Below are 21,284 nucleotides of genomic sequence, written 5' to 3'. Positions count from 1 at the left end.
ATAACAAGACTTAAATCGCTTTATAAAATAATATTTTATGTGCAGTTTGTATATTTTTGTTTTTTATTTTTTCGAGTGTCTTTGAAATATTATTACAGTTTCTTTACAGGTATGTTCCGAACATCCTGACAAATTATTTCAGAAAGGTCAATACGCTCCCGACAATTCAAAAACCGGACCGGATCGTCTGCAAAAGCAGGCTAATCCGGCCCGGTTTCCCGTGCTGCCGTCTATATTAAATTTCAATCCCATACTTTTTAAGCCGGTAGGCAGGCTCTGACCGCATATTCCCGGCGGACGGGAATGAAATCAGGAGAACATTCTAGGCCGTGAAAGGAATAATCCCTTTTATAACCCCTATCCGGTGTGTTAAGATAGTATTTAACAAATAGTTCTCCTGATTATGAACCAGTCTGTCTCGTCTGCGTCAATCTCAGGAGAGCCTGTACACCGGAGGGGTTTATGAATCAAACAACACTTATTATCTTTATCGCAGTTGTCACAATCTTTTGTTTTGCTGGTTCCGCCTTTATTTTAGCCTTTGTTTTCAGGCGGAAAAGGGAACGCGAGCAAAAAATGAACAGCGGTGTCATCCGCAGGGCGGGATGGACGGATCCCCGTCTGAAAGTGCGGCCCGGCCCTATGATTCTGTTCTGGCTCGTCTTCTACTGCGTCATCGGAGTTCTCATCCTGTGGCAGGCCGGACAGGGAATACCAGGCCGGTATTATGCGGACATCGTAGTCGTTCTTGTTCCTCCGGTGTTCCTCGCCATAGGCGCCGCTATGAAATACAGTTATGACAAAAGACGGCGGCTTGCAACGGCCCCGGCCTCCGCAGAGGTGGTTTCTATTGAGAAAAAGGTGAGCAGGGATAGCCACGTTTCCTATGCTCCCGTATATGAGTTCTTTGCCGAGGGCTCCGTATTTAAGGTGACCTCGCCTTCCTCTTTCTATAAATGTCCGCTGAAAGCCGGAGACCATGTTGATCTCTTTTTTACACCGGATCTGCCGTCATACATCTATGTTCCGGGCTATGAGAATCCTCCGACTCTGTTTATTGTTTATTTACACATAATCGGAATCCTGTTTCCCCTGATCGTACTGGCCGGCCCTGTTCTGAGACCTTGGCTGGAATAAGACTGCAGCCACTACCGGATCTGTTCCAGAATACTCGGGTCTTTAATTTTCGTATCCTCCGCAAACAGCAGTATCTTTGACAAAATCTCCGCCGTTTTCGGGTCATCATCAATAAACGGAAGGAAAATACGTCCTCTGTGCTGTGAATGGACCGGTACGACAAAGAGCATGGCGCTGCCCATCTGGTGGACGACACCGCTTCCCAGATGTACCGTGTACTGGCCCAGTTTTCCGTCGATAAAGGCGTGGCTGCCCTCCAGGCGCACATTTTTAATCTTAAACAGCTCCAGATTGCATTCCACGATGGCTTTTCTCATCTCAACGGTAGAGTGACTGGTCTCCGGATCCACGCCTCCGGCGTGGGCAACGCTGACCGCCAGATCCACATCTCTCATGACCTCACTGTAAAGCACGTCGGGAATTTCCCTGATTTTGAGGGGCCTGAATGTTTTCCTGTCGGAGAACACCACCCACTCAAGGGTAGGTGCCTCCACGTCACTCGGTGAAAACCAGTCGGCCATTGCATAAATCCTGGCTACAATATTCTCTTTATAGTAAATCTTCTGCAGCCCGTCCTCATAATCGGCAACCCAGCGGCGGCTCCGCAGCGCGCCGACCGTCTTCTGCGGCTGGATCTGATTGCCTGAGAACATCCTGGAATCGTCCTTATCCAGTTCCTCCGTGAGTTTCACATACAGCTCGCGGAACACCTGCTTAAACGGCTGCTTTATCTGCCTGTCGAACAGCATCTTCTGGTATTCGTGCCAGTGCCCCTCCCTGTAGAGATCGGACGGGTGGGCAATCAGAATCTTCTCATCCGGCTTCAAAGGCGTTATGGCGCCGGACCAGTCCTCCAGCCCCTCCTCTTTCAGGAAGCCCAGCCGGATTCCAGCATCCGGATTTCCTCCGTCTCCTGCGGCGGCATCCTCTGCGGCCATCATCACAAGCGGCGTTACTATCGGCCTTACCACCGGGTTCTTTGCCAGCTCCAGGAACTCCCACACCTCAAAGGGCGTCCTGTCCTCCATGGCCTGTTCCATCATCTGTCTGGTCCGGCTGTACTGCTCCTTTAACTTCTTGTTGACTTCCTGATATTCCAGAACCGTCTCATTTTTCTTGTATTTAGCGGGAAGTGATTTGAGCAGTTTCCCGCCTTTGCCGCACTGAAGACTGCTCTTGCCGTTTTCATCCACCAGGATCCTAAGTTCCACATCATCGATGCGGTTCCAGTCAAAATAACGGTCCATCGTCTCTACAAGGCGGTTTTCCATCCTGAGCGTCAGGCGTGTCACATCCGTGAATCCGGCATTTACACTGAGGTTCTGAAGCGCCAGCGCCACGGCGCGTCCCTCACTGGCACGGCGCTGCGCACCGAATTTCCTGCTTTCCTTATGAAACTTCTGGATAAACTGGTAGCGGTCCAGAAGATCTTCCTCACGTTTCTTTTTATCGCGTTCTGAGATTTTCCCCCCGGCAGTCTTTTCATTTCCGGCCAGAGGCAGAAGGCCGATGCTCATCAGCAGATCTTTATTTCTCTTATCCGTAATCTCCGCTTTCAGCGTCTCTTTATCCACTTTTCCGAGCGCAGCGTCGGCATACTTCCTGGCGCGGGCATGGGCCGCTCCCGTAGAGGAATACTTTGCCGCATCGTACAGAAGTTTGAATTCTTTGTCCCCCAGTTTATCATAGGCCTCAAAAAACCAGTGGATGTCAAAGGCTCCGTCCCTCAGCTCCTCCGGAGTCAGGGGAGTGTATTTCGCAATCATGGATGTGGTAAATTCATCCAGACGTTCACCGGTATGGGCCATAAAATAATAGCATCCGCTCTGGAATCCCGGAAGTCCCAGGTACTCTTCTAAAAGCGGTATCCACTGCTGGGCATACATCGCCAATTCCACCAGACGTTTTTTCGTGATATCCGTTCCCTTCAGCGCCTTCTTCAGATCTTTCGCCGGCTCCCCGGGTTTCGGGCGGCACACCTTCAGCAGATGGCTTAAAACCATCTTCCGATCGCCGATATTGGAATAATATCCTCCGGCTCTCTGTAATGTCTCTTTACCCAGCGCCGTCAAAATCTGAATCATCAAATCAATGCCGTAAATCACACGAATCGAGGAGACATACCCGGAAAACGGGGTCTCCTGCTCCCCGCGTTTTAATTCCACCTTAAGAACCAGCGGGACTGTCTCATGGTAAACCTCGTGCGCCAGATTCATTGCCGGGACTTCAGCCCCAATCTGGTCGAAGTGATATTTTCCGTCCACCGGCTTTATTACACCCTGGCCGAAGAATGCATTCAATTCTCCCACATGGGCATCCCTTGACGACACGGCTCCTTTTTGCTCCACCGTGCTGACCGGTCCCAGCAGGCTTTTCATGCCCAGAAAACTGAATACGGATTTATAGAAAAGATCCTTATCCCAGATCCCCTTAACATAACACTGTACATAGTCGGACAGACTCAGATAACCGGTCCTCCCCCTGTCGTAGCGGCGGAACTTTTCACTGTCTTTGATCTTTCCGTAGAATTCCTGAAGCTTAAAACGGAGCGTGAAGGCGTTTCCCCAGTCCTTTTCATCCACCAGGGACAGCCACCAGCGCATTTCTTCAAACACAGGGAGATCCGCGGCCCGTTTCGTATACTTTTCTTTCGTGCCGTTCCACGCTTTTTCCTCGCACTCGTATAAGGCATTGGATTTATCCAGAACAGAAAGAAACTTCGCAGTCCCGATAAGGCCAAATCGGGCTTTGAGTCCATCCGGCACAAACTGGGAATACAATGTGTCGATTACCGTCCTGGCCTGCTCGCCGTATCTCAGTCCCTGTATCAGGTCTTTAAACGGCGGCTTCTTTATCAGGCCGCTGCCGAAAACCTTCTTATAAAGCTCAATGTTCCTCTCGTAGGGTCCTCTTTGGGCGCGGCACTTCTGATAGAGGTAAAGCTCCAGGAGCATTTCCGGGGTTTTAATTTCATTTCTGTAAAATTCTTCCCACATTTCCCGGAACGGCAGGGCATCCAGGGGTTTTGCATCGGGATCCCCGTGGATCCACCGGCAGTTGTCCAGCTTTGTGCCCAGAAGCATCTCAACGCCCCAGGCTGTTGTGTATTCCAGTTCTTTCTTTTCTTCGATCAGATCGTTTAACCGGTTCAGAATGCGGATGCAGGCGCCTTCTCCATTTGCAAACAGCTTTGAAGCCTGCTTTTCATCTACGTCCACAGGCGGCAGAATCCATTCTTTTTCCGTATCGTAAAGCCCGTATCCAGGCGTGTTTAAGATATCCTGAGCTTCACTTTTCTCCCCCAGCAGCTCGCCTAGCAGCACCTGCTCGCGCCCCGTAGGCTCCGTGAGCTCCTGCAAAAGCGGTTTGACGGCGGGAAACTCTGCGGGCTGTTCTTTCTTTATCTGAAGGGCGAGGTCGAGAGCTCCCATGCGGCATTCTTCGGACCCGGTCTTAATCAGCCTGCCGACGGAGGCCTGGAGCGCAGCCGGTTCCTGCTTTCTGAGAAGTTTCAGCACCCCGGCCCTCCCCTTCTTATATTTCAGGTTCTGTTCAATCTTCAGGTAATCCTCCGCCGTCAGTTCCATATCCTCCACCAGAAGGAAAGCCGACTGCATCGTATACTCCTCCGGATTGTGGAGCAGTTCAAAGAGGATGTCACGCCTTACCTGGGAGTTCGGCCGGTATAGCAGCACACGGGCGGCCGCAGCGCGGGAGGCGCCGGACGAACTGCCCTGGCCGACCGTCGGGATCAATCCTGCCGCCTCGTCCAGATACGCCTCATCCTGCAGCATCCAGGCAATCAGGCACATCCTGACCGCAATGTCGGACTGTGTCATGGTTACGCGGTACCAGGGAAAAATGCACGGGTTTAAATCCAGCCCCTTTTTGGGAATTTGTTTAAGGATGTTCCGGAACAGGCCGTAAATCTTTCTGGCCTCCTCCTCATTCTCAAACAGATCGGTTACCGGCTTCACGTCCGGTTCCCTGACTTTGCCGTCGCGGAGCTGGAAATAGGACCTCTCGTCCTTCTCCTCGATCAGCGCCCGGAAATCGCCGTATGTATTGTCCATAAAGCCGGGAAGGAAACAGGCCACCAGTTCCAAATCCTCCGGCCAGCTTAAGATGGCCTCTTTTGCCGCTTTTCTCTTCAGATGTTCGTACTGCAGGGAGCGGTTAAAATAGGAGGCCGTCATCTTCTGGTTCTTCGTTCCCTCCCGGATCAGTTTCTGCATCGCTTCGACCGCCCGATCCGCGTCGTAGAATCCGAGCGCCCACAGACCGCAGCTGATCGCCACGGAATCATTGCTTTCCAGCTGTTCCCTGCAAGCCGCCTCGTCCCTCAGACAGCTTCCCATCAAGCGCACCAACTTTTCCGTAATGCGATCGATGTTTTTTTCATCGAAAATGCCGATCCAGGTGCTGACAGCACGCTTTATAGAAGAATAGCGGACCAGATTATTTTCCTCAATTACCGCAAACAGATGCAGGAATGCCTCGGGGCGGCCGGCATCCATGGTTTCACAAACCGCCTGCCTCGCTCCCTCCTGAAGCCGCGCCGCCAAAAGAAATTTGCCGAGCACCTCATAGAGTTTGCTGCTTTTGCTCATAATGATTCCGCGGATCAGCTCATGGCTGATCATCAAAGTGTTTCCTTCCCCCATCAGAATATCTTCCACGGCGCGGATTATGTCCGCATCTCCCCGGTCAATTCCGGCCGCCAGCATTCCCGCGTAACTGAAATGCTCCGATCTGGCATGGTCGTAAATCTCCGGATCCACCTGTCCGGTCAGGACCCCGGCAAGTGATGCCCCATAAAAATCCAGCCTCGAATAGGCCCAGAGGAGCTTGATGCTCTGGTATACAAACGGCACGTAGCTCTTTGAGCGCACGCTGCGCCTGTACCACCCGGCCGTCATCTGGAACTGGTTCATCTGATCCAGGGCATAATAAAATTCTTCGGTCAGATGTTCCGGCACGCAGACCGCCACCAGTCCCCTCAGTTCACTTTTATAAAGCTCGCTGAGGGTTTCGTATCTGCCGCTCTGCAGTTGTTCCCTCATCCATCTCTGCGGTTCCTGGGGTACGGAATAATATGCTATTCCGGGAAGAAGTTGCTTCTCCCTGTTGGAAAGGGCATGCGCCTTCGCCTTGGCCCCGTTGATCCAGTCTTCCGTTATTTTCCGTCTTGTCTGATATGTATAATCTGCCATCTAATCCTCCCTTTCTTTACCAGCCCGACAGCATCGTAAGTCTTATGAATGTGAATACGAGTTTCCCCTCTTCGCCTGCTCCCCAGGGAACTGCCTGCTCCAGGCCGGTCAGTTCCTCCTCGCCGGCAAACACACGGTATATTCCGTCTTCAAAGCACTGCACCGCGTTATCCACCGCCTTTTCGGGATCCGCGTCATTGCCTCCCCGGAGGCCGAAAGAAACCTTCCCCGCTGCGGCCTGTCCGCTGATTTCCTCCTTTGTCAGATAAGAAAGAACCTGCCCCTCATCCTTCCGCTCATTATACTGCCTTACGGAAAGTCTCACCAGCTCCGTGAGAAGTTCCCGCACCGTGTCCGGCTTTTTTCCCAGTTCAAACGCGACCGGGAGCAGATCTTCTTTTTTCTGTTTTCCCACCCTTTTCATCCTTGCATAGATTGTGTATGCCATATGACACCTCCCATAACAATTCTTATTACCAGTTTAACGTTAATGAGGGAAATAGACAAGCGGTTATCGCAACTACTTTATGTGGGAGGAGGGAGGAAGTAACAGTTCAGATAGGTCTGCGCATTTACTGCGCTGACCGTACAAAAAGGTAGTGGCAGCAAGCATTCGGCTCATCGCGCAGCGTTCTCTCTTCTTAACATAAAAACTCAAACGCCGCCAGCGCCATTGCCCTGGTTGCCAGTTTGATATAGGTTTCATCCACCATGAATTGTCCGCTGTGGGCCGGAGCGAAGTTCCCCGTACCAAGCTGCAGGTAACAGGAGGGCGCTTTTCGGGAATAAAAGCCGAAATCTTCCGCTGTCAGCGCCTGGCGGTTTCCCGTCAGCACAGAGGGCTCTGGAATCCGCTCCATGATCCCGCCGTAGAGTTCAGCGGTATATTTCCCCATCAGCGACGTGACGAATTCCGTCAGAGTCCTGTCATTGTATATGGCCGGATAACCGGGATTGATGTCCACATCACATGTTCCGCCGGTGGCCGCCGCTATCCCTGCACAAATTTCGCGAATCTGGCGGAACATGACTTCCCGTGTCTCTTCTCTTGTATTCCGCATCATACAGAAGAGTTCGGCCCGGTCGGCCACGATATTGCCTGCCCGGCCGCCGGAAATCCGGCCCACATTCAGGGTCGATTGCTGCATGGGACTTATGTTTCTTGACACAATGGTATTCAGCGCCATCACAATATTGGCGGCAATCTGGATCGCGTCGACTCCGTCCTGGGGCGCGGAGGAGTGAGCCGCTTTTCCGTGAACCGTGATATGGCAGCCGTCCGAGTAGGAAGTCAGATATCCGGTCCCAATCAGAAACTGTCCGCCCTCGGTCGGATTCACATGCAGCCCGAAACAGGCATCCGGCAGTTCGTCCATCAATCCTTGTTCTATCATTCTGCGGCCGCCTCCGCCCCGTTCTTCCCCCGGCTGAAATACGAGTTTTACCCGCCCAGACCAGGAGTCTTTCATTCTGCTGAGAATTTCTCCCACGGCCAGAAGGTTGGCCGTATGCACATCGTGCCCGCAGGCGTGCATAATTCCTTCCGTCTCCGATTTAAAAGGCAGTTCCGTCTCCTCACCGATAGGCAGCGCATCCATATCCGCCCGCAGCATCAGAAGTTTTCCCGGCCTTCCGCTGTCGATACACGCCACAATACCGGGTTCCACAGGACTTTTTTCATAGGATATTCCCATTCGTTCAAGCTCTTTTGCCACCAGTGCGCTCGTTTTGTACTCCTCAAAGGCCGTTTCGGGGTTCCGGTGAATCCTGCGCCGGATGGAGATTGTGTTGTTTTCCAGTTCGTCTGAGAGTTTTATAATTCGTTCTATCGGCTCCATAGGCCATTACCTCCTGCTGCCAGTAATATTGTAGTAATCTTGTAATAATAAAAAGCGGGTGCCCATGTTCAGACATCCGCTTTTTTACAGATCATTCAGGTTGTTATCACCAACCTTTGTTGTCGGAATCCTCTGTCTAAATCATAGCAGGATTCCCTTCTCTTATGCAAGGGGTAATGGGTTCTAAAGGTTAAGGATTCTGGGGATAGAGGATTCTGGGGATAGAGGATTCTGGGAACAGAGGACTCTGGGGATAGAGGATTCTGGAAATGAAGCATTTCTCTCCCTAATACAGTCTGTTGTAAATCTCCAGAACCTGCTCCCGGTTTATCTCCACAAAATTATTAGCCATCAGCCTGCCCTGGTTTTCCATGACGGAGTCGGCAAATTCAGCCAGTTTTTCACGCGGTACGCCGTATTCTCGCAGGGTCTTTTTAGGCAGAAGAAATCCCAGCAGTTTTTCCAGTTCCTCATATACCTCCCCTTCCCGGCATTCCAAAATATCGGCCAGGAAACGGTTCAGAACGGCAATTTCACCATCCGTCCTGCGTTCTATATAATGATTCATGACCCCTGTGAAAACAGCATAGTTCGACTCCCCATGTGCAACGTGAAAGGCGGCTCCCAGAGGATAACTCAGCGCATGGACCGCGGCGCAGCCTGCATTTCCGAATGCAATCCCGGCAAAGCAGCTTGCCGTCAGGAAGTCATCCGCCAGCTCCGTCCTGGCCCTCTCTCCTTCCGTGAGGATTTTTTTATATCCCTTCAGAATCATTTCCATTGCTTTATATCCGAAAAGCCGGGTGAACTCATTCCCTTTCGGGGACAGCGCCGACTCCACCGCATGGATCAGGGCGTCGATTGAACTGGTTGCAAACACATAAGGCGGCAGCTTTTCCAACAGTTCCGGCACCAGCACTGCCCGATCCGCATACATTGCATCGTTTGCCAGTCCCTTTTTCGTCCCTTTCGAGATTAAAGCAAGTATGGAAATATTGGTCATCTCGCTCCCCGTACCGCAGGTTGTAGGAACAAGTATCAGTTCCCTGGCTTTTTCGGGCCGGATTATTCCACCATAAAGCTCCTCAACAGGAGTCAGCTTTTTCAGGGCAAACAGTTTTGCAATATCGATTACGGTTCCCCCGCCGATTCCAATAACACGTTTATACTCGCCTTTCCGGTCGCGGGCCATGGCCTCCACCATCTCGTCTGTTGGCTCTCCCGTGCCGTACCGTTCCTGATATAATACGTCGCAGTTCAGCTTCAGTTTTTCAAAATAAGGGCGGTAGACCGGCTCATTCGTGAGGATCAGATCTCCTTCCCCAAGCTCAAGACCAGCGGCAAATTCCTCTGCGGTCCTGTATTTGCAGATCGCCGGTCTTACTTTAAATTCTTCTATTGCTGCTTTCATACACTCCTCCTGCCCTCTATATATTTCCGATTTCTAACCAACTTCAGATTCTGTATTTGTTTCTGGTAAATAGGCGATTTTTCTCCTTTTCCCGTACAGGAACAATTCTATCTGAAGCATATTACAACGCGTTCCCTTCGTCAAATCGATGTTTTTTTTCGGAAAAACGATATTTTCATTGAATCGGACCGCTTTCAATAACTTTTTTCTATATAAGTGGGGAAAACCAGGCAAAACAGGACTTTTGACATTGAATTTATCAAGCGTACACTCGAATTTGCAAAGCCCCCGCAGCAATATGCTGCCCCTGAGGCTGTGTTTTCCAGGAAATAATTCTTCAGATAACCTCATCCTCCTCAAGCCTTTCAATCTCTTCCCCCGTAAGTCCCAGCAGCTCCCGGTAAACCTCGCGGTTATGCTGCCCCAGCGCCGGGGGCACCCTGTATATATCCGGCTCTGTCTCAGACATTTTTACCACAGGCCCGTTCATCGTGATCGTACCGTAAGCGGGATGTTCCACCCGGCGTATTGCTTTCCTGTAAAGGAGCTGCTCGTCCCGAACCATCTCCTCGATTGTATTCACCCTCGCCGCCGGTATCCCATACAATTCACAGCACCGGAGGATCTCATCCATTTCCTTTGTTTTTGCCCACGCCTCCACCATATCATCGCATTCCCTAATGTGACGGCACCGCCCTGCAAGCAGGCGGTATTCCGGGTCAGCAAGGACTTCTTCCCTGCCAATCATCTTGCACAAACCGGCAAAGGCTCCATCCTGACCCGCATGAATAAATGCCATCCTGCCGTCCTTTGTTCCGTAAAAATTGGCGGGGTAGGAAGCCCGGTCCTGGTTTCCGTTACGTTTCATTACTTCCCCCAGTTCATAATAGTTGATCACCGCGGAATGCGTCAGTGAGCTGGCCGCATCAAGCAGGGATACATCCACCACCTGCCCTCTTCCGGTCCGCTGCCTTGCCTGAAGGGCGGCCAAAGTCCCGATCGCCCCATACAGCCCCGAGGTAAAATCACAGATATAAGTCCCTACCATCGTTGGCTTCCCATCCGGTTCTCCTGTGATATCCATCAGGCCGCTGATTGACTGTCCCACAGCATCAAAGCAGACACGGTTTTTATAAGGGCCGTCCTGACCGAATCCGGACAGTCTCGTGATAATCAGCCGGGGATTTATTTTCAGCAGTTCCTCCGGAGCCAGTCCCATCTTTTCCAGCGTTCCCGCGCGGAAGTTTTCCACCAGCACGTCGGCGCCTTCCAGAAGTCCCATAAGAATTCCATGTGCCTCCGGTTTCCTGAAATCCAGGGTGACGCTCCGTTTATTTCTGTTGTGGGTCATAAAATACGTGCTCTCACCGTTGAAATATGGTGCATAGCCCCTGGCCATATCCCCCTCGCCCTTTTTCTCTATCTTGATGACATCCGCGCCAAAGTCACCCAGGATCATGGAACAATGCGGTCCCGCAATCACTCTCGACAGGTCAATCACACGTATGCCGTCCAATGCACCATTCATAAGCATTTCCTCCCTGATATTGTTTTTTCTGTTATCAATTTCCTCGTTGTTATCTCACCGTAATTATCTCAACTACTATTCTATAAACCACTATTATCTCAATCTCTGTTTTCGCTCTCAGTTATCCCGCCTTCTCAACTCCCATCTTCCCCGCCGTCCGCCTGATAAGCGGTACCAAAAGCGGTGAAAGCAGAGAAATGGCCGCCACAATCAGCAGAACGCAGGAAATCGGCCTGGTAAAAAAGATTGCGAAGCTCCCGTCCGAGATTGCCAATGATTTTGACAGATTGGTCTCGATCTTGGTTCCCAGTATCAGCCCCAATATTACCGGCGGCATGGCAAAATCCAGCTTCAGTAGGATAAATCCTGCTATCCCGGCAATGATCATAAAATAAATATCGTTAATATTGTTATTGAGCGCATAGGTCCCGACAAAACAGAAGATAAACACAACTGGGGTCAGAATCACCGACGGGATAGAGGATATTTTCGCAAAAAGCTTCAGTCCCCCGTATCCCAGGAGGCACATCATAATATTGGCAAAAATCAGGCCGATAATGATGATGTAGACCTTCTCCGTCTGCTCTTTAAAAAGCAGCGGACCGGGAATAATTCCCTGCATCATCAGCGCGCCCAGCATGACCGCAGTTCCTGCGTCCCCCGGTATTCCCAGAGTGAGGAGCGGAATCAGCGCGCCACCCGAAACCGCGTTGTTGGCGGATTCCGGCGCCGCTATCCCCTCCGGAGCCCCCTTACCGAATTCCGCCCTGTGTTTGCAGAAACGTTTTGCCTGTGTATATCCGAACCAGGAGGCAATATCGCCGCCCGTTCCCGGTATTGCCCCAATGATGGTGCCGATCACACTGCACCCGAGGATCGTAGGAAACGTCCTCTTAATATCACTTTTGTTTGGAAGGACGTGATCGAGTTTCACCTTTTTCCCCACCGAAACGCTGTCCTCCCCAGACTGCATATTTTTAAGTCCCTGGGAAAAGGCATACAGCGCTATCAGAAGAGGCACGAAACTGATTCCGCCCGTCAGATACGCGCTGCCGAATGTAAAACGCGGCGTACCCGTGATGGCATCGATTCCTACGGTTCCCAGAGCCAGCCCGATTACCGCTCCGATCAGCCCCTTAATCACCGACTTGGATGATATTCCCGTCACAATACTGATTCCAAACACTGCAATAGAAAAATACTCGGGAGAACCAAACTGAAGCGCCACTTTTGCAAGAAGAGGCGCGGTGAAAAACAGGGCCGCCGCACTGAACAGCCCCCCAAAGGTGGATGCCATGGTAGAGATCCCAAGGGCTCTTCCCGGCTGCCCCAGTTTATTCGCCATCGGATAACCATCCAGGCAGGTAGCTGCAGAATTGGCAGTTCCCGGTGTGTTAATCAGGATTGCGGTGATTGAACCTCCATAAATACTGCCGCAGAAGATGCCGAGCAGCATCAAAAAACCAGAATTCCCGCCCAGGGAAAACGTAAAAGGCGTCATGATTGTCAGGGCCATAACCGATGAAAGTCCCGGCATGGCTCCTGCCGCGATTCCGACAAAGGTTCCCGCCAGCATGACAAGCAGGTTCAGAGGCTGGACCGCTTCCCCCAGCGCTGAAATAAAAAACTCCATTCTATCCCTCCTCTACATCAGAAAACCGCGCGGCAGTCCAATCTGCAGCAACGCGACAAAGACCACATACACAAACAGGACCACCCCTGCCGTAATTACAAAAATTTTCTTTTTACTTCTCTCCCCAAACACCCACATACACGACGGAATAAAAAATGCAGCCCCGCAGAAAAATCCCAGGACCTTGATAAGAATGGCAAAAACCAGCAGAATTCCGCACATGCCATAGACACGCCGCAGCCCCTCCGATTTAAAATCAATGGAAACCGGCTCCTCCTTACCGCACAGCGTTTCCACCGTGTAAGCCGCCGAAAGCAGTATCATCAGCACCCCCAGAACCCGCGGCCAGAATCCGGCTCCGATTTCAGACAGGCCATTATATTCAAATTCTCTGATTGACACGATCATTCCCACGCCAACCAGTGCAAAAACAGCCGCGGCAATCAAGTTATATTTCTTCATTCAGTCACCCCGCATTTTCAGTTTCGGGGCTGGAAATCCAGCCCCGTCCTATCCGGCACTCCGCAAGAACAGGTTATCCTGCCTGTCAGTCTTCCGCCAGAGATTTGTACAGCTCGTACTGTTCCTTCACAAAATCAAGCATCTCCTGCTCACTGCCAAAATCAGAGGCCTCCATATAGAAATTCTTTCTGGTCCCGGCAAACTTGTCGGAGGTGATCGCCTTAGCAATGGCATCCGACAGGAAGGTTTTGGCCTCATCCGGAATATCTTTCTTAGCCGCCATAAACACCCACACCGGTACCTCGATTCCATCCAGCTCCGAAAAGCCTTCATTCCATGCGGGAACATCGGGCATGTAGCCGCTGCGCTCCGTGCTCGTCACGGCAATGGCCTTGATCTCTCCGGCCTGGAGCTGTCCCATGGCGGCCGGTGTCGCACAGATAGCCGCCGGGATTTCCCCGCTCACCACCGCAATTACACTGGGAGCCGCGCTGTCATAGGAGACCGACTTAAATTCCGTTCCCAGATGCCGGTTCAGAGCCTTTGTCGCAAGGTTTGGAATCGTTCCCGCGCCGCTGTCCCCAATTGCCACGCCCGGATTTTCCTTTGCATAAGCTACAAATTCTTCAAATGTCTGATACGGGGCATCCGCACGTACAATCAGGATGTTGATATCATCCATGATACAGCCTAAAAGCGTAAAGTCCTCATAGGTAATATCTGTATTTCCCAGTACATTGTTTAAAATCAGGTCACAGTTTACCACACCGATTGTGTATCCGTCGGATTCCTTTGATAAAAGCTGGCTCGTCCCCACGATCCCGCTGCCTCCGGCCACATTGGAAACTACCATGTTCACGTTGGATGGAAGCGTCTTTTCCGGAATTGCATCCAACATTCCGCGGATGGTCAAATCCGTTGTTCCTCCCGCCGAATACGGACATATTACCGTAACATTCTTGGACGGATACTTCTTCGCTCCACATCCGCCGAGCGCCGCTGCCGCCAGTGCCGCCGCCATAACCGCTGCCGCCATTCTTTTTTTCATCATGTACCTTCTCCTCTCTATCTTACCTTCTTTTCAGTGTTACTTATTTAAAACGCCTCCGGCCACACCGAGTAGGAACCGTCCAGTTTTACTTCGACCATATAAGGTTTACCTGACTCCCTGGCCGCCTTAAAGGCATTCGGGATTTCCTCCGCCTTTCTGACAATGCATCCGTCCACCCCAAGGACTTTTGCCACTTCCAGATAATCGATGTCCGGAAAATCTACTCCTGTGTAACGGTTCTCCCCCATTTTGTAAAGCTCCTCCTGGCGGATATTTCCGTATGCCGAATCGTTGACCAGAAGAATGATAATCGGTAGCTTTTCCCTTCCGATCGTCTCTAAATCTCCCAGTGTCATTCCCAGGGAACCGTCTCCCAGAAGGGCAATCACCTCTTTCTCCGGGCACGCCTCCTTGCATCCTAGGGCGGCTCCCAAGGCAAATCCCATATTGCCGTAATTGACAGGTTTCATGTATGTGGTGTTTTTGGGAAACCTGGTCAGATGTGTCCAGGCTCCCGGGTTGCCGGCGTCCACAACAAACACACCGTCCTCACTGAGAACCTTTTCCAGTTCCATGTGAAGGGCGATGGGCGGTACGGGCGTCGCAGCGGTATCCGTGATGCTGCCGCTGTATACCTCTTTCGTCCATGCCTCCTTCTCCGCCAGTATCTCATTCAGGAAAGACGGATCCCCATGGTATCCCTCTTCCTCCAGGCAATCCAGGATTTTTCTGATGGAGCGTGCGGCATCTCCCAGCACCCCCACTTCCACCGGATAATGCCTGCCGATGTTCTCCGGTATAATGTCAAACTGGATCACATGTTTTGGAGAAATCTCCCAGCGGTTTGTGCTGATTGCGGTCAGGGAGGAACCTGCCACAATCACGCAGTCCGCCGATTCAATTGCCGTCCTGGCCACCCGGCTTCCATGCCTGGATCTGGGGCCTGCAAAGTTTTCAAATTTGCTGTCAACCGCGCCGATTCCGTTATAGGTACAGACCACCGGAGCGCAGAGCCGCTTTGATAATTCCATGACTTCCTTTGATGCACCGGCAAGTTTTACGCCGTTCCCTACCCAGATGCAAATCCTTTTATGCGCTTTCATCTCGTCCGCCGCACACCGAATTGTCTCCTCGTTTGCCACGGAGTCCGCTTTGATACAATACTGCTCCGGCCGTTCGGGAACGTACTCCGCCCTCTGGCTCTCAATTACATCTCTGTATAGATCGACTACAACCGGCCCCGGTCTTCCGCTTTTTGCCACCCTGTATGCCTCGCGCATTGCCCACTGGACCGATGTGACATCACGCACCGGAATGTATTTTTTGCAAATCCCGGTAAATACCAGTTCGTGATCGCATTCCTGCGCATCTCCCTTGCCCGCATCCGGCAGACGGTTCTGGAATATCAGCGCTATCATCGGGCTGGAATCCCTGAGAGCTCCCCCAATTCCCGTAATCAGATTTGTGGCTCCCGGCCCCGTAGTGGCCAGGCAGATTCCCGGTTCCCCGGTCATCCTTCCCCAGCCGTCGGCCGCGCAGGCCGCCCCATTTTCGTGTCTTGTGTGTACAAAGCGGATCGGCGTGTCCATAAGCGGATCGGTCACAAACAGCGTCTGTCCTCCCGGCACTCCAAACACCACTCTTGTCCCAAACTCTTCCAGAACCTTAACTACCAGCTCTCCTCCGCACAACAATTCTCCCATATTCTGCCCCTTTCGCATCTTCCGTCAAATTATACAACTGGCCCATCCTATTGCTGCAAGCCGGTTGTCGGAACTTCTTCTCACCCAGACTTCCAGCTCCACCTTTTTCCTTCCGTCCTCCGCCGGATAGACTCCCGTCACAATTCCCGCCGTCTCAAACGGTTCAAACACCTTGATCGGGGCGATAAACTTGGCTCTCAGCCAACCGTCCGTAAAAAAGTCAGCGCCAAATGTACGTGTCATCAGCTCCGCCAGCGTGCAAAAAAACTGAGCGCCCTGCACAATCGGGATTCTCAGGTTTCCAACTCTCGCCGTCTCCAGATTGTTATGGATATTGATGACAAACTCGCCAACCCTGGAAAATACCGCCGCCTGTTCCGCGGTTATCGTCTTCTTCAACGGTTCCAGCGCATCGCCACACTTCAAATCTTCCGGGGCCTCCGCGATATATCTGGCGCTCTCCGGCACCTCACCACTCACCTTCTTATCTGGTGACGCCGACGCCCTTCCGGCAATAGTGCCCGGGGTCGTCTGGAAAATCTCCACACCACGGTAGCGAACGATCTCCCGACCATCTTCTCCCTTTACCCCGGCCTCCAGAACCACATACCCCTGTCCCCGCCGTTCATAGGCATCCGTGTAAGCGCCTTCCAGCGTTACCACCTCGTTGAGTTTCGCCGGACTCTTAAACCAGAGCTGGGCCTCGGTATGGAGCCCTATTACCTTGCTCCCGCGGTATGCCAGTGTAAAAAGCTGGACAATATCGTTCGTGAGAAGGCCCGCCTGTGCAATCCTCTCTTTCCCGAACGGATTCTCTTTTTCTTCCATTGACCACGGAAGATAATCATTCAGTTCAAATGCATACCGTTTTATCTTATGGTCGTCGATGGTTACACGTACCGGACCAAAATGTTCCGGTATTGTGATATTTTCGAATTTAGGTTCTTTCAGCCCTTCTTCCAGATCGTCTTTTATTTCTGCAATTCTTGGATCCGTAATATCCCTCCAAACATTATTAGTTTCCATTCCATTCCTCCTCCAAAATGTATTTATATTGTATATAATATCCTCTTTCTCTTTTTGTGTAAATATACAATATTAATATATATTCGATTTATTTTTGTGCGTTATTGCCAATTTTTGTTTGTTTTTGTATTTATATTCCATAATTTTCCTGTTTTCAATCCATATGTTTGTATTTCAATTGTATTTTATCATTGGAATTCTCGCCCTATCTTCTGCACCGGCAAAACCTCTGCCCGGGAGTAGCTTTTTCATGCGATAAACGAGCTCGTCAAACTCGCGTACAGAATTTTTGATTAACAGTACCTATTTTTCTACAAAAAAAGCTCCCTGTATTTTTCCATACAGGAGCTTTTTATCGTTCCACTGCACTATATACTATATAATTTCTCCGCCACTTCCCGTCTTTCCCTAAACTTTAAATACTCCACCCGGTATTGTTCCCTCTGCTTCCCGGTTCCGTTAAACCACTCCTTTTTGTGCAGCCTTCCTTCGGGCAGCTTTCCGTCCAGCATATACAGCGCCAGCATTGCGCTTCCCACCACCGTTGCTTCCGTCACCCCCGATTTTTGTACGGGTATTCCTGTAATTTCCGATTTTATCGTGAGCCACAGGGGATTCAACGCGCCCCCGCCGATGGCGGCTATCTCCGTACATTCCGCCCCCATCTCTTCCGCCCGCTCCAGGATTTCCCGGCAGTCGTATCCGTTTGCCTCCATAATTCCACGGAAAATATGTTCCGCCCGATGTTCCCTCGTGAGTCCCACAAGAGTTCCGACACTCTCCGGACGCCAATAGGGCGCCCGCTCGCCGGCCAGGTTCGGCAGAACGGTCAGTCCGGAGCATCCAGGCTCCAGACGCTCCGCAAGCAGCGTCATCTCTTCCATGCTCAACCGTTCCCCGATAATGTGGTTCATGTACCAGTCAACCGTGCCTCCATACATTCCCATAGGACCGCCAATCAGCCAGTATCCCGGAATCACGTGGGGATTGACTATCAGTCCCCTGCCCTCCTTGGAACTCCACTGTTTTGCCACCAGAAAAAATACATCTGTCGTGCCCATCACGCTCACTGCGGTTTTCTCCCGCACTCCTCCGGCTCCCAGAACGGCCGTGGAGCCGTCACAGCTCCCCATGACTACGGGAATTTCACCGGGAAACGCAAACTGCTCCGCCAGCTCCCGCTTCAATGTTCCCAGTAACTCCCACGGTCTTTTCAGTCCCGGAAGTTTTTCCGTATCGGCCCGAAAAGTTTTCAGCATTTTCTCACTCCAGCCACCTTTCCTGATATCATACAGAAACGTATAGCCTGCCGTCGTATGATCGAGAGCCGCCTGCCCGCAAAGCTTCATATTAATGAAATCTTTAAGCGAGATTACCGATGCTATCATTCCATAGAGCGCAGGCTGCTCCCGCTTCAGGCGGCATAGCTTATAGGCCAGCCATTCCGGCGCAGGCGCTCTGCCGCAGATCCGGAACGCCTCGTCCTCATCAATCCGGGGCGCCATCTCCCCGAACATTCTCCGCTCCCGGTGCATGTATGTATAACAGGGCGTCAACGCCCCGCCGTTGCAATCCACCCCAACCCAGCCCACCAGAGCAGATACGGCAACGGCAGATATCGGATTTGCTTCCAGCATTTCCCTGTTTTCTTCCGAAAGCTGTTTTATCATGCTGCGGATGAACTCCCATTCCACCTCGGCATCCATACAGATTCCGGCGGTGCGCTTCCTCTGCACCATGGACCGGATTTCCAGATCCTCTCCCGTCAGTACCGTTCTCACCGAGCTTGTTCCGATATCTACAACCAGTATCATCCTCATCTTCAAACCTCCCGGGCTATATCTCCCTGAAAAGCGACATTGTCAGATTGTATCTGTCCCCCACATAGAAGCTCTCCGAATACTCCAGGCATTCCTCAGCTTCCGTATAGGCAATTCTTTTGACAAACAGCATGCTCGTCTGTGACGGCAGCTCTAAAAGCGCGGTAATTCGGTATGTCGACGTCACGGCCTGGATGACCTGATCCGCCCGCTTAATTCGTATCCCCATCTCCTGCTCAAGAATTCTGTACAGTGACTGGGAAACAAGCTTGGCCGGTTCCAGCGCTCCGCACAGGCGCTCCGAGAGGTAAAGTACCTGATAGCAGAGCGGCTTTTCATTGGCATATCTAAGCCGCTCAATCTTCATTACTTTTTCGCCTTCTGGCAGCTTCATCTCCTCCGCCACCTCCGGCGGGGCCTCCATTATCTCGGAATTCAGAATAAAAGAGGTGCATTTTACCCCAATCTTTTCCATCTCCTCCTGAAGGCTGGTGAGATTATTCACTTTTCTCGGCACCTTATCAAACTTTACCGTCGCCGTCTTGCCAAACCCCCGCTCCAGAACATCCTCCTCTATCAGCTCTTCTATCGCTCTGCGGATGGTAACCCGGCTTGCCTGATATTCTTCACAGAGCATTTTTTCGGTCGGGATCACTTCCCCTTTTTTCAGCTCCCCCTTACGGATCTGTTCCTTTATTCCTTCCTTCACGGTATAATATAAAGGTCCTTTTTTCTTACTGGTCATCTCCATTGTCTCAGCTCCGCTCTTTTTTGTATTTTAATTGTATTATTTTATGTTTTAATGATAACAACACGATATAACAATGTCAAGCTTTTCTTTGTTTTACGACTGAAATCCGGAACAATTTGATTCGATTTCACAAGCAATATCGCACTAAGCATTTGTTGCGGGTGAAATGGACTGCTTTTATTGCAGGACGTTTTTTCAAAGCCGTGAGATTAACTTCTTGAAAATTCATGCAGAAGATACTAGAATAAAGGGAAAAGAGCATAATCCGGTACAAAATTCTAATGAAGAAAATGCCCGGTCTGTACTGCGAACAAAAGAATAACAGGAAAAGAGAACGAACTATTATGAACACAAATCAGAAACATGCGTGGTGTTTCCGTATCCTTATCTACGTCATAGGAATGGTAATATTGGCCGCCGGCATCACGCTGAATACCAAAACCGGTCTGGGAGTATCCCCGATTATCTCCATCCCATTTACCATTTCCTGCATATGGAACCTGAATTTCGGAATGATGACCTTTGCAGTTTACTCCGTTTTTGTGGGTCTTCAGTTTTTACTTAAGGGCAGCACCAGAACATGGCTGGATTTACTGCAGATTCCGGTCAGTTTCCTGTTCAGCATGCTTCTGAATCTGTTCAGTGATATCCTGAACATCACTTACCCCACCCTGTGGCAGAATCTCATTCTGCTTCTGGCGGCCATTATCATCACCGCCCTGGGTGTCGTTATGACCGTCAATATGAAGCTGGTTCCCAACCCGGGCGACGGAATGGCCCAGGCAACCGGTTATGCCCTGCACCGCGGCGTCGGTTTCGGCAAGAACGTGCTCGACGGAGCCTGTGTCATTCTGTCCTCCCTGCTCGGCTATCTGGCCGCCGGAGAGATTGCGGCAATTGGGATCGGTACCCTGCTGGCTATGGTCGGGGTGGGGCGGTTTATTGCGTTGTTTAATCACTTCTTGAAAAAGACGATGGAGAAGATGGCAGGATTATAAAAAGGGGGATAATTGAGGAAAGAGAACGCCGCCGGGACGGCCGGGGGGCGGGATGGTGAGAGGGAGGGTTATGAGTCTTCAGTCCCGGGCTGTGGGTTGTCGCGGGTGGGGAATCCGGGCAGAAAAAGTTCCTACGGGAAACGCTCGCGCTCTTCGAAGTACATAACGGTACTAACCTCGTGAAATACCTCGGTAAGTGCCGATGAACTTCAGGTTCCCTGCGGAATCTTTTTCTCCCTTCTTCCCCACAGGAAGGTTATGGCCCGGGACTGAAGACGCGAAGGTTTTCGCCATCCCGTACCCCGGCCTGCGGCCGCTGATCTGTTCTTATTCCTTCAAGGGGAAAGGTACTGTCGCTGCCACTACGTTTCCTTGAATTTCAGGAGAATGCCTCCTGTATGATATTAAGTTGATGAATCTGAGCTTTAGCGTCTGACCTATCCTTGAATAACCAGCGAATTTTATGATTAATCCTTAAATTTAGCTTTGGATCTTTCGCTGAATCCAGCCAGAAATACCTTCATAAGGTAAAAGATTCACGACTCCATAGTGGCCGCGACAATACCTCCCTCCGCACTTGACGAAAGAGACAATCAGCCCCTGAAGCCGGCGGACGGGGCAATCACCTTCCCTGAGTCTTCAGTCCCGTCGACAACCTGCCCGGGGAAGAAGGAGAAAAACGTTCCGAAGGGTGACCTTGAAGCCCGCCGGTG

14 protein-coding genes are annotated in these 21,284 nt (G+C 51.2%); 2 read left to right on the top strand and 12 right to left on the bottom strand.

Annotated features, from left to right (window positions below; genetic code table 11):
• Positions 1 to 462: 462 nt before the first annotated feature.
• Positions 463 to 1,137, top strand: coding sequence for a DUF3592 domain-containing protein (locus tag EJL91_RS09455; RefSeq protein ID WP_125141685.1), 675 nt, complete (start codon positions 463 to 465; stop codon positions 1,135 to 1,137).
• 11 nt (positions 1,138 to 1,148) lie between these two features.
• Here EJL91_RS09455 and EJL91_RS09450 read toward each other — a convergent pair whose 3' ends face one another.
• The 12 genes from EJL91_RS09450 to EJL91_RS09395 form a co-directional block, all read right to left on the bottom strand.
• Positions 1,149 to 6,350, bottom strand: a complete 5,202-nt coding sequence (locus EJL91_RS09450) for a DUF4132 domain-containing protein (protein ID WP_125141684.1) — start codon at positions 6,348 to 6,350, stop codon at positions 1,149 to 1,151.
• A 16-nt stretch (positions 6,351 to 6,366) separates the two neighbouring features.
• Positions 6,367 to 6,798, bottom strand: a complete 432-nt coding sequence (locus tag EJL91_RS09445; RefSeq protein WP_125141683.1) for a hypothetical protein — start codon at positions 6,796 to 6,798, stop codon at positions 6,367 to 6,369.
• A gap of 193 nt (positions 6,799 to 6,991) precedes the next feature.
• Positions 6,992 to 8,188 carry a M20 metallopeptidase family protein gene (locus EJL91_RS09440; protein ID WP_125141682.1) on the bottom strand — a complete coding sequence of 399 codons (1,197 nt, stop codon included), beginning with the start codon at positions 8,186 to 8,188 and terminating at the stop codon, positions 6,992 to 6,994.
• 286 nt (positions 8,189 to 8,474) lie between these two features.
• Complete coding sequence (locus tag EJL91_RS09435; protein ID WP_125142126.1) at positions 8,475 to 9,587, bottom strand: 4-hydroxybutyrate dehydrogenase; 1,113 nt, start codon at positions 9,585 to 9,587, stop codon at positions 8,475 to 8,477.
• 349 nt (positions 9,588 to 9,936) lie between these two features.
• Positions 9,937 to 11,127 carry a CaiB/BaiF CoA transferase family protein gene (locus tag EJL91_RS09430; protein WP_164516793.1) on the bottom strand — a complete coding sequence of 397 codons (1,191 nt, stop codon included), beginning with the start codon at positions 11,125 to 11,127 and terminating at the stop codon, positions 9,937 to 9,939.
• A gap of 121 nt (positions 11,128 to 11,248) precedes the next feature.
• Complete coding sequence (locus EJL91_RS09425) at positions 11,249 to 12,760, bottom strand: tripartite tricarboxylate transporter permease (RefSeq protein WP_125141680.1); 1,512 nt, start codon at positions 12,758 to 12,760, stop codon at positions 11,249 to 11,251.
• A gap of 12 nt (positions 12,761 to 12,772) precedes the next feature.
• Positions 12,773 to 13,222: a tripartite tricarboxylate transporter TctB family protein gene (locus EJL91_RS09420; protein WP_125141679.1), complete on the bottom strand. Its 450-nt coding sequence runs from the start codon at positions 13,220 to 13,222 to the stop codon at positions 12,773 to 12,775.
• A gap of 85 nt (positions 13,223 to 13,307) precedes the next feature.
• Complete coding sequence (locus EJL91_RS09415; protein WP_125141678.1) at positions 13,308 to 14,273, bottom strand: tripartite tricarboxylate transporter substrate binding protein; 966 nt, start codon at positions 14,271 to 14,273, stop codon at positions 13,308 to 13,310.
• 44 nt (positions 14,274 to 14,317) lie between these two features.
• On the bottom strand, positions 14,318 to 15,976 hold the full coding sequence (locus EJL91_RS09410; RefSeq protein ID WP_164516792.1) for a thiamine pyrophosphate-binding protein: 1,659 nt from the start codon (positions 15,974 to 15,976) through the stop codon (positions 14,318 to 14,320).
• Between the two features lie 24 nt (positions 15,977 to 16,000).
• Positions 16,001 to 17,002: a hotdog family protein gene (locus tag EJL91_RS09405; protein ID WP_125141676.1), complete on the bottom strand. Its 1,002-nt coding sequence runs from the start codon at positions 17,000 to 17,002 to the stop codon at positions 16,001 to 16,003.
• 368 nt (positions 17,003 to 17,370) lie between these two features.
• Positions 17,371 to 18,822: a xylulokinase gene (locus EJL91_RS09400; protein ID WP_125141675.1), complete on the bottom strand. Its 1,452-nt coding sequence runs from the start codon at positions 18,820 to 18,822 to the stop codon at positions 17,371 to 17,373.
• Positions 18,823 to 18,838: 16 nt separating this feature from the next.
• Positions 18,839 to 19,573: a GntR family transcriptional regulator gene (locus EJL91_RS09395; protein ID WP_125141674.1), complete on the bottom strand. Its 735-nt coding sequence runs from the start codon at positions 19,571 to 19,573 to the stop codon at positions 18,839 to 18,841.
• A 344-nt stretch (positions 19,574 to 19,917) separates the two neighbouring features.
• Here EJL91_RS09395 and EJL91_RS09390 point away from each other — a divergent pair, with 344 nt between their 5' ends.
• Complete coding sequence (locus EJL91_RS09390) at positions 19,918 to 20,571, top strand: YczE/YyaS/YitT family protein (protein WP_125141673.1); 654 nt, start codon at positions 19,918 to 19,920, stop codon at positions 20,569 to 20,571.
• Positions 20,572 to 21,284 lie beyond the last annotated feature (713 nt).

The sequence above is a fragment of the Clostridium transplantifaecale genome (genome assembly GCF_900626075.1).
GTDB classification, from domain to species: Bacteria; Bacillota; Clostridia; order Lachnospirales; family Lachnospiraceae; genus Otoolea; species Otoolea transplantifaecalis.
The sequence above is the reverse complement of the archived record's forward strand: the minus strand, read 5'-3'. Positions and strand labels throughout refer to the sequence as shown.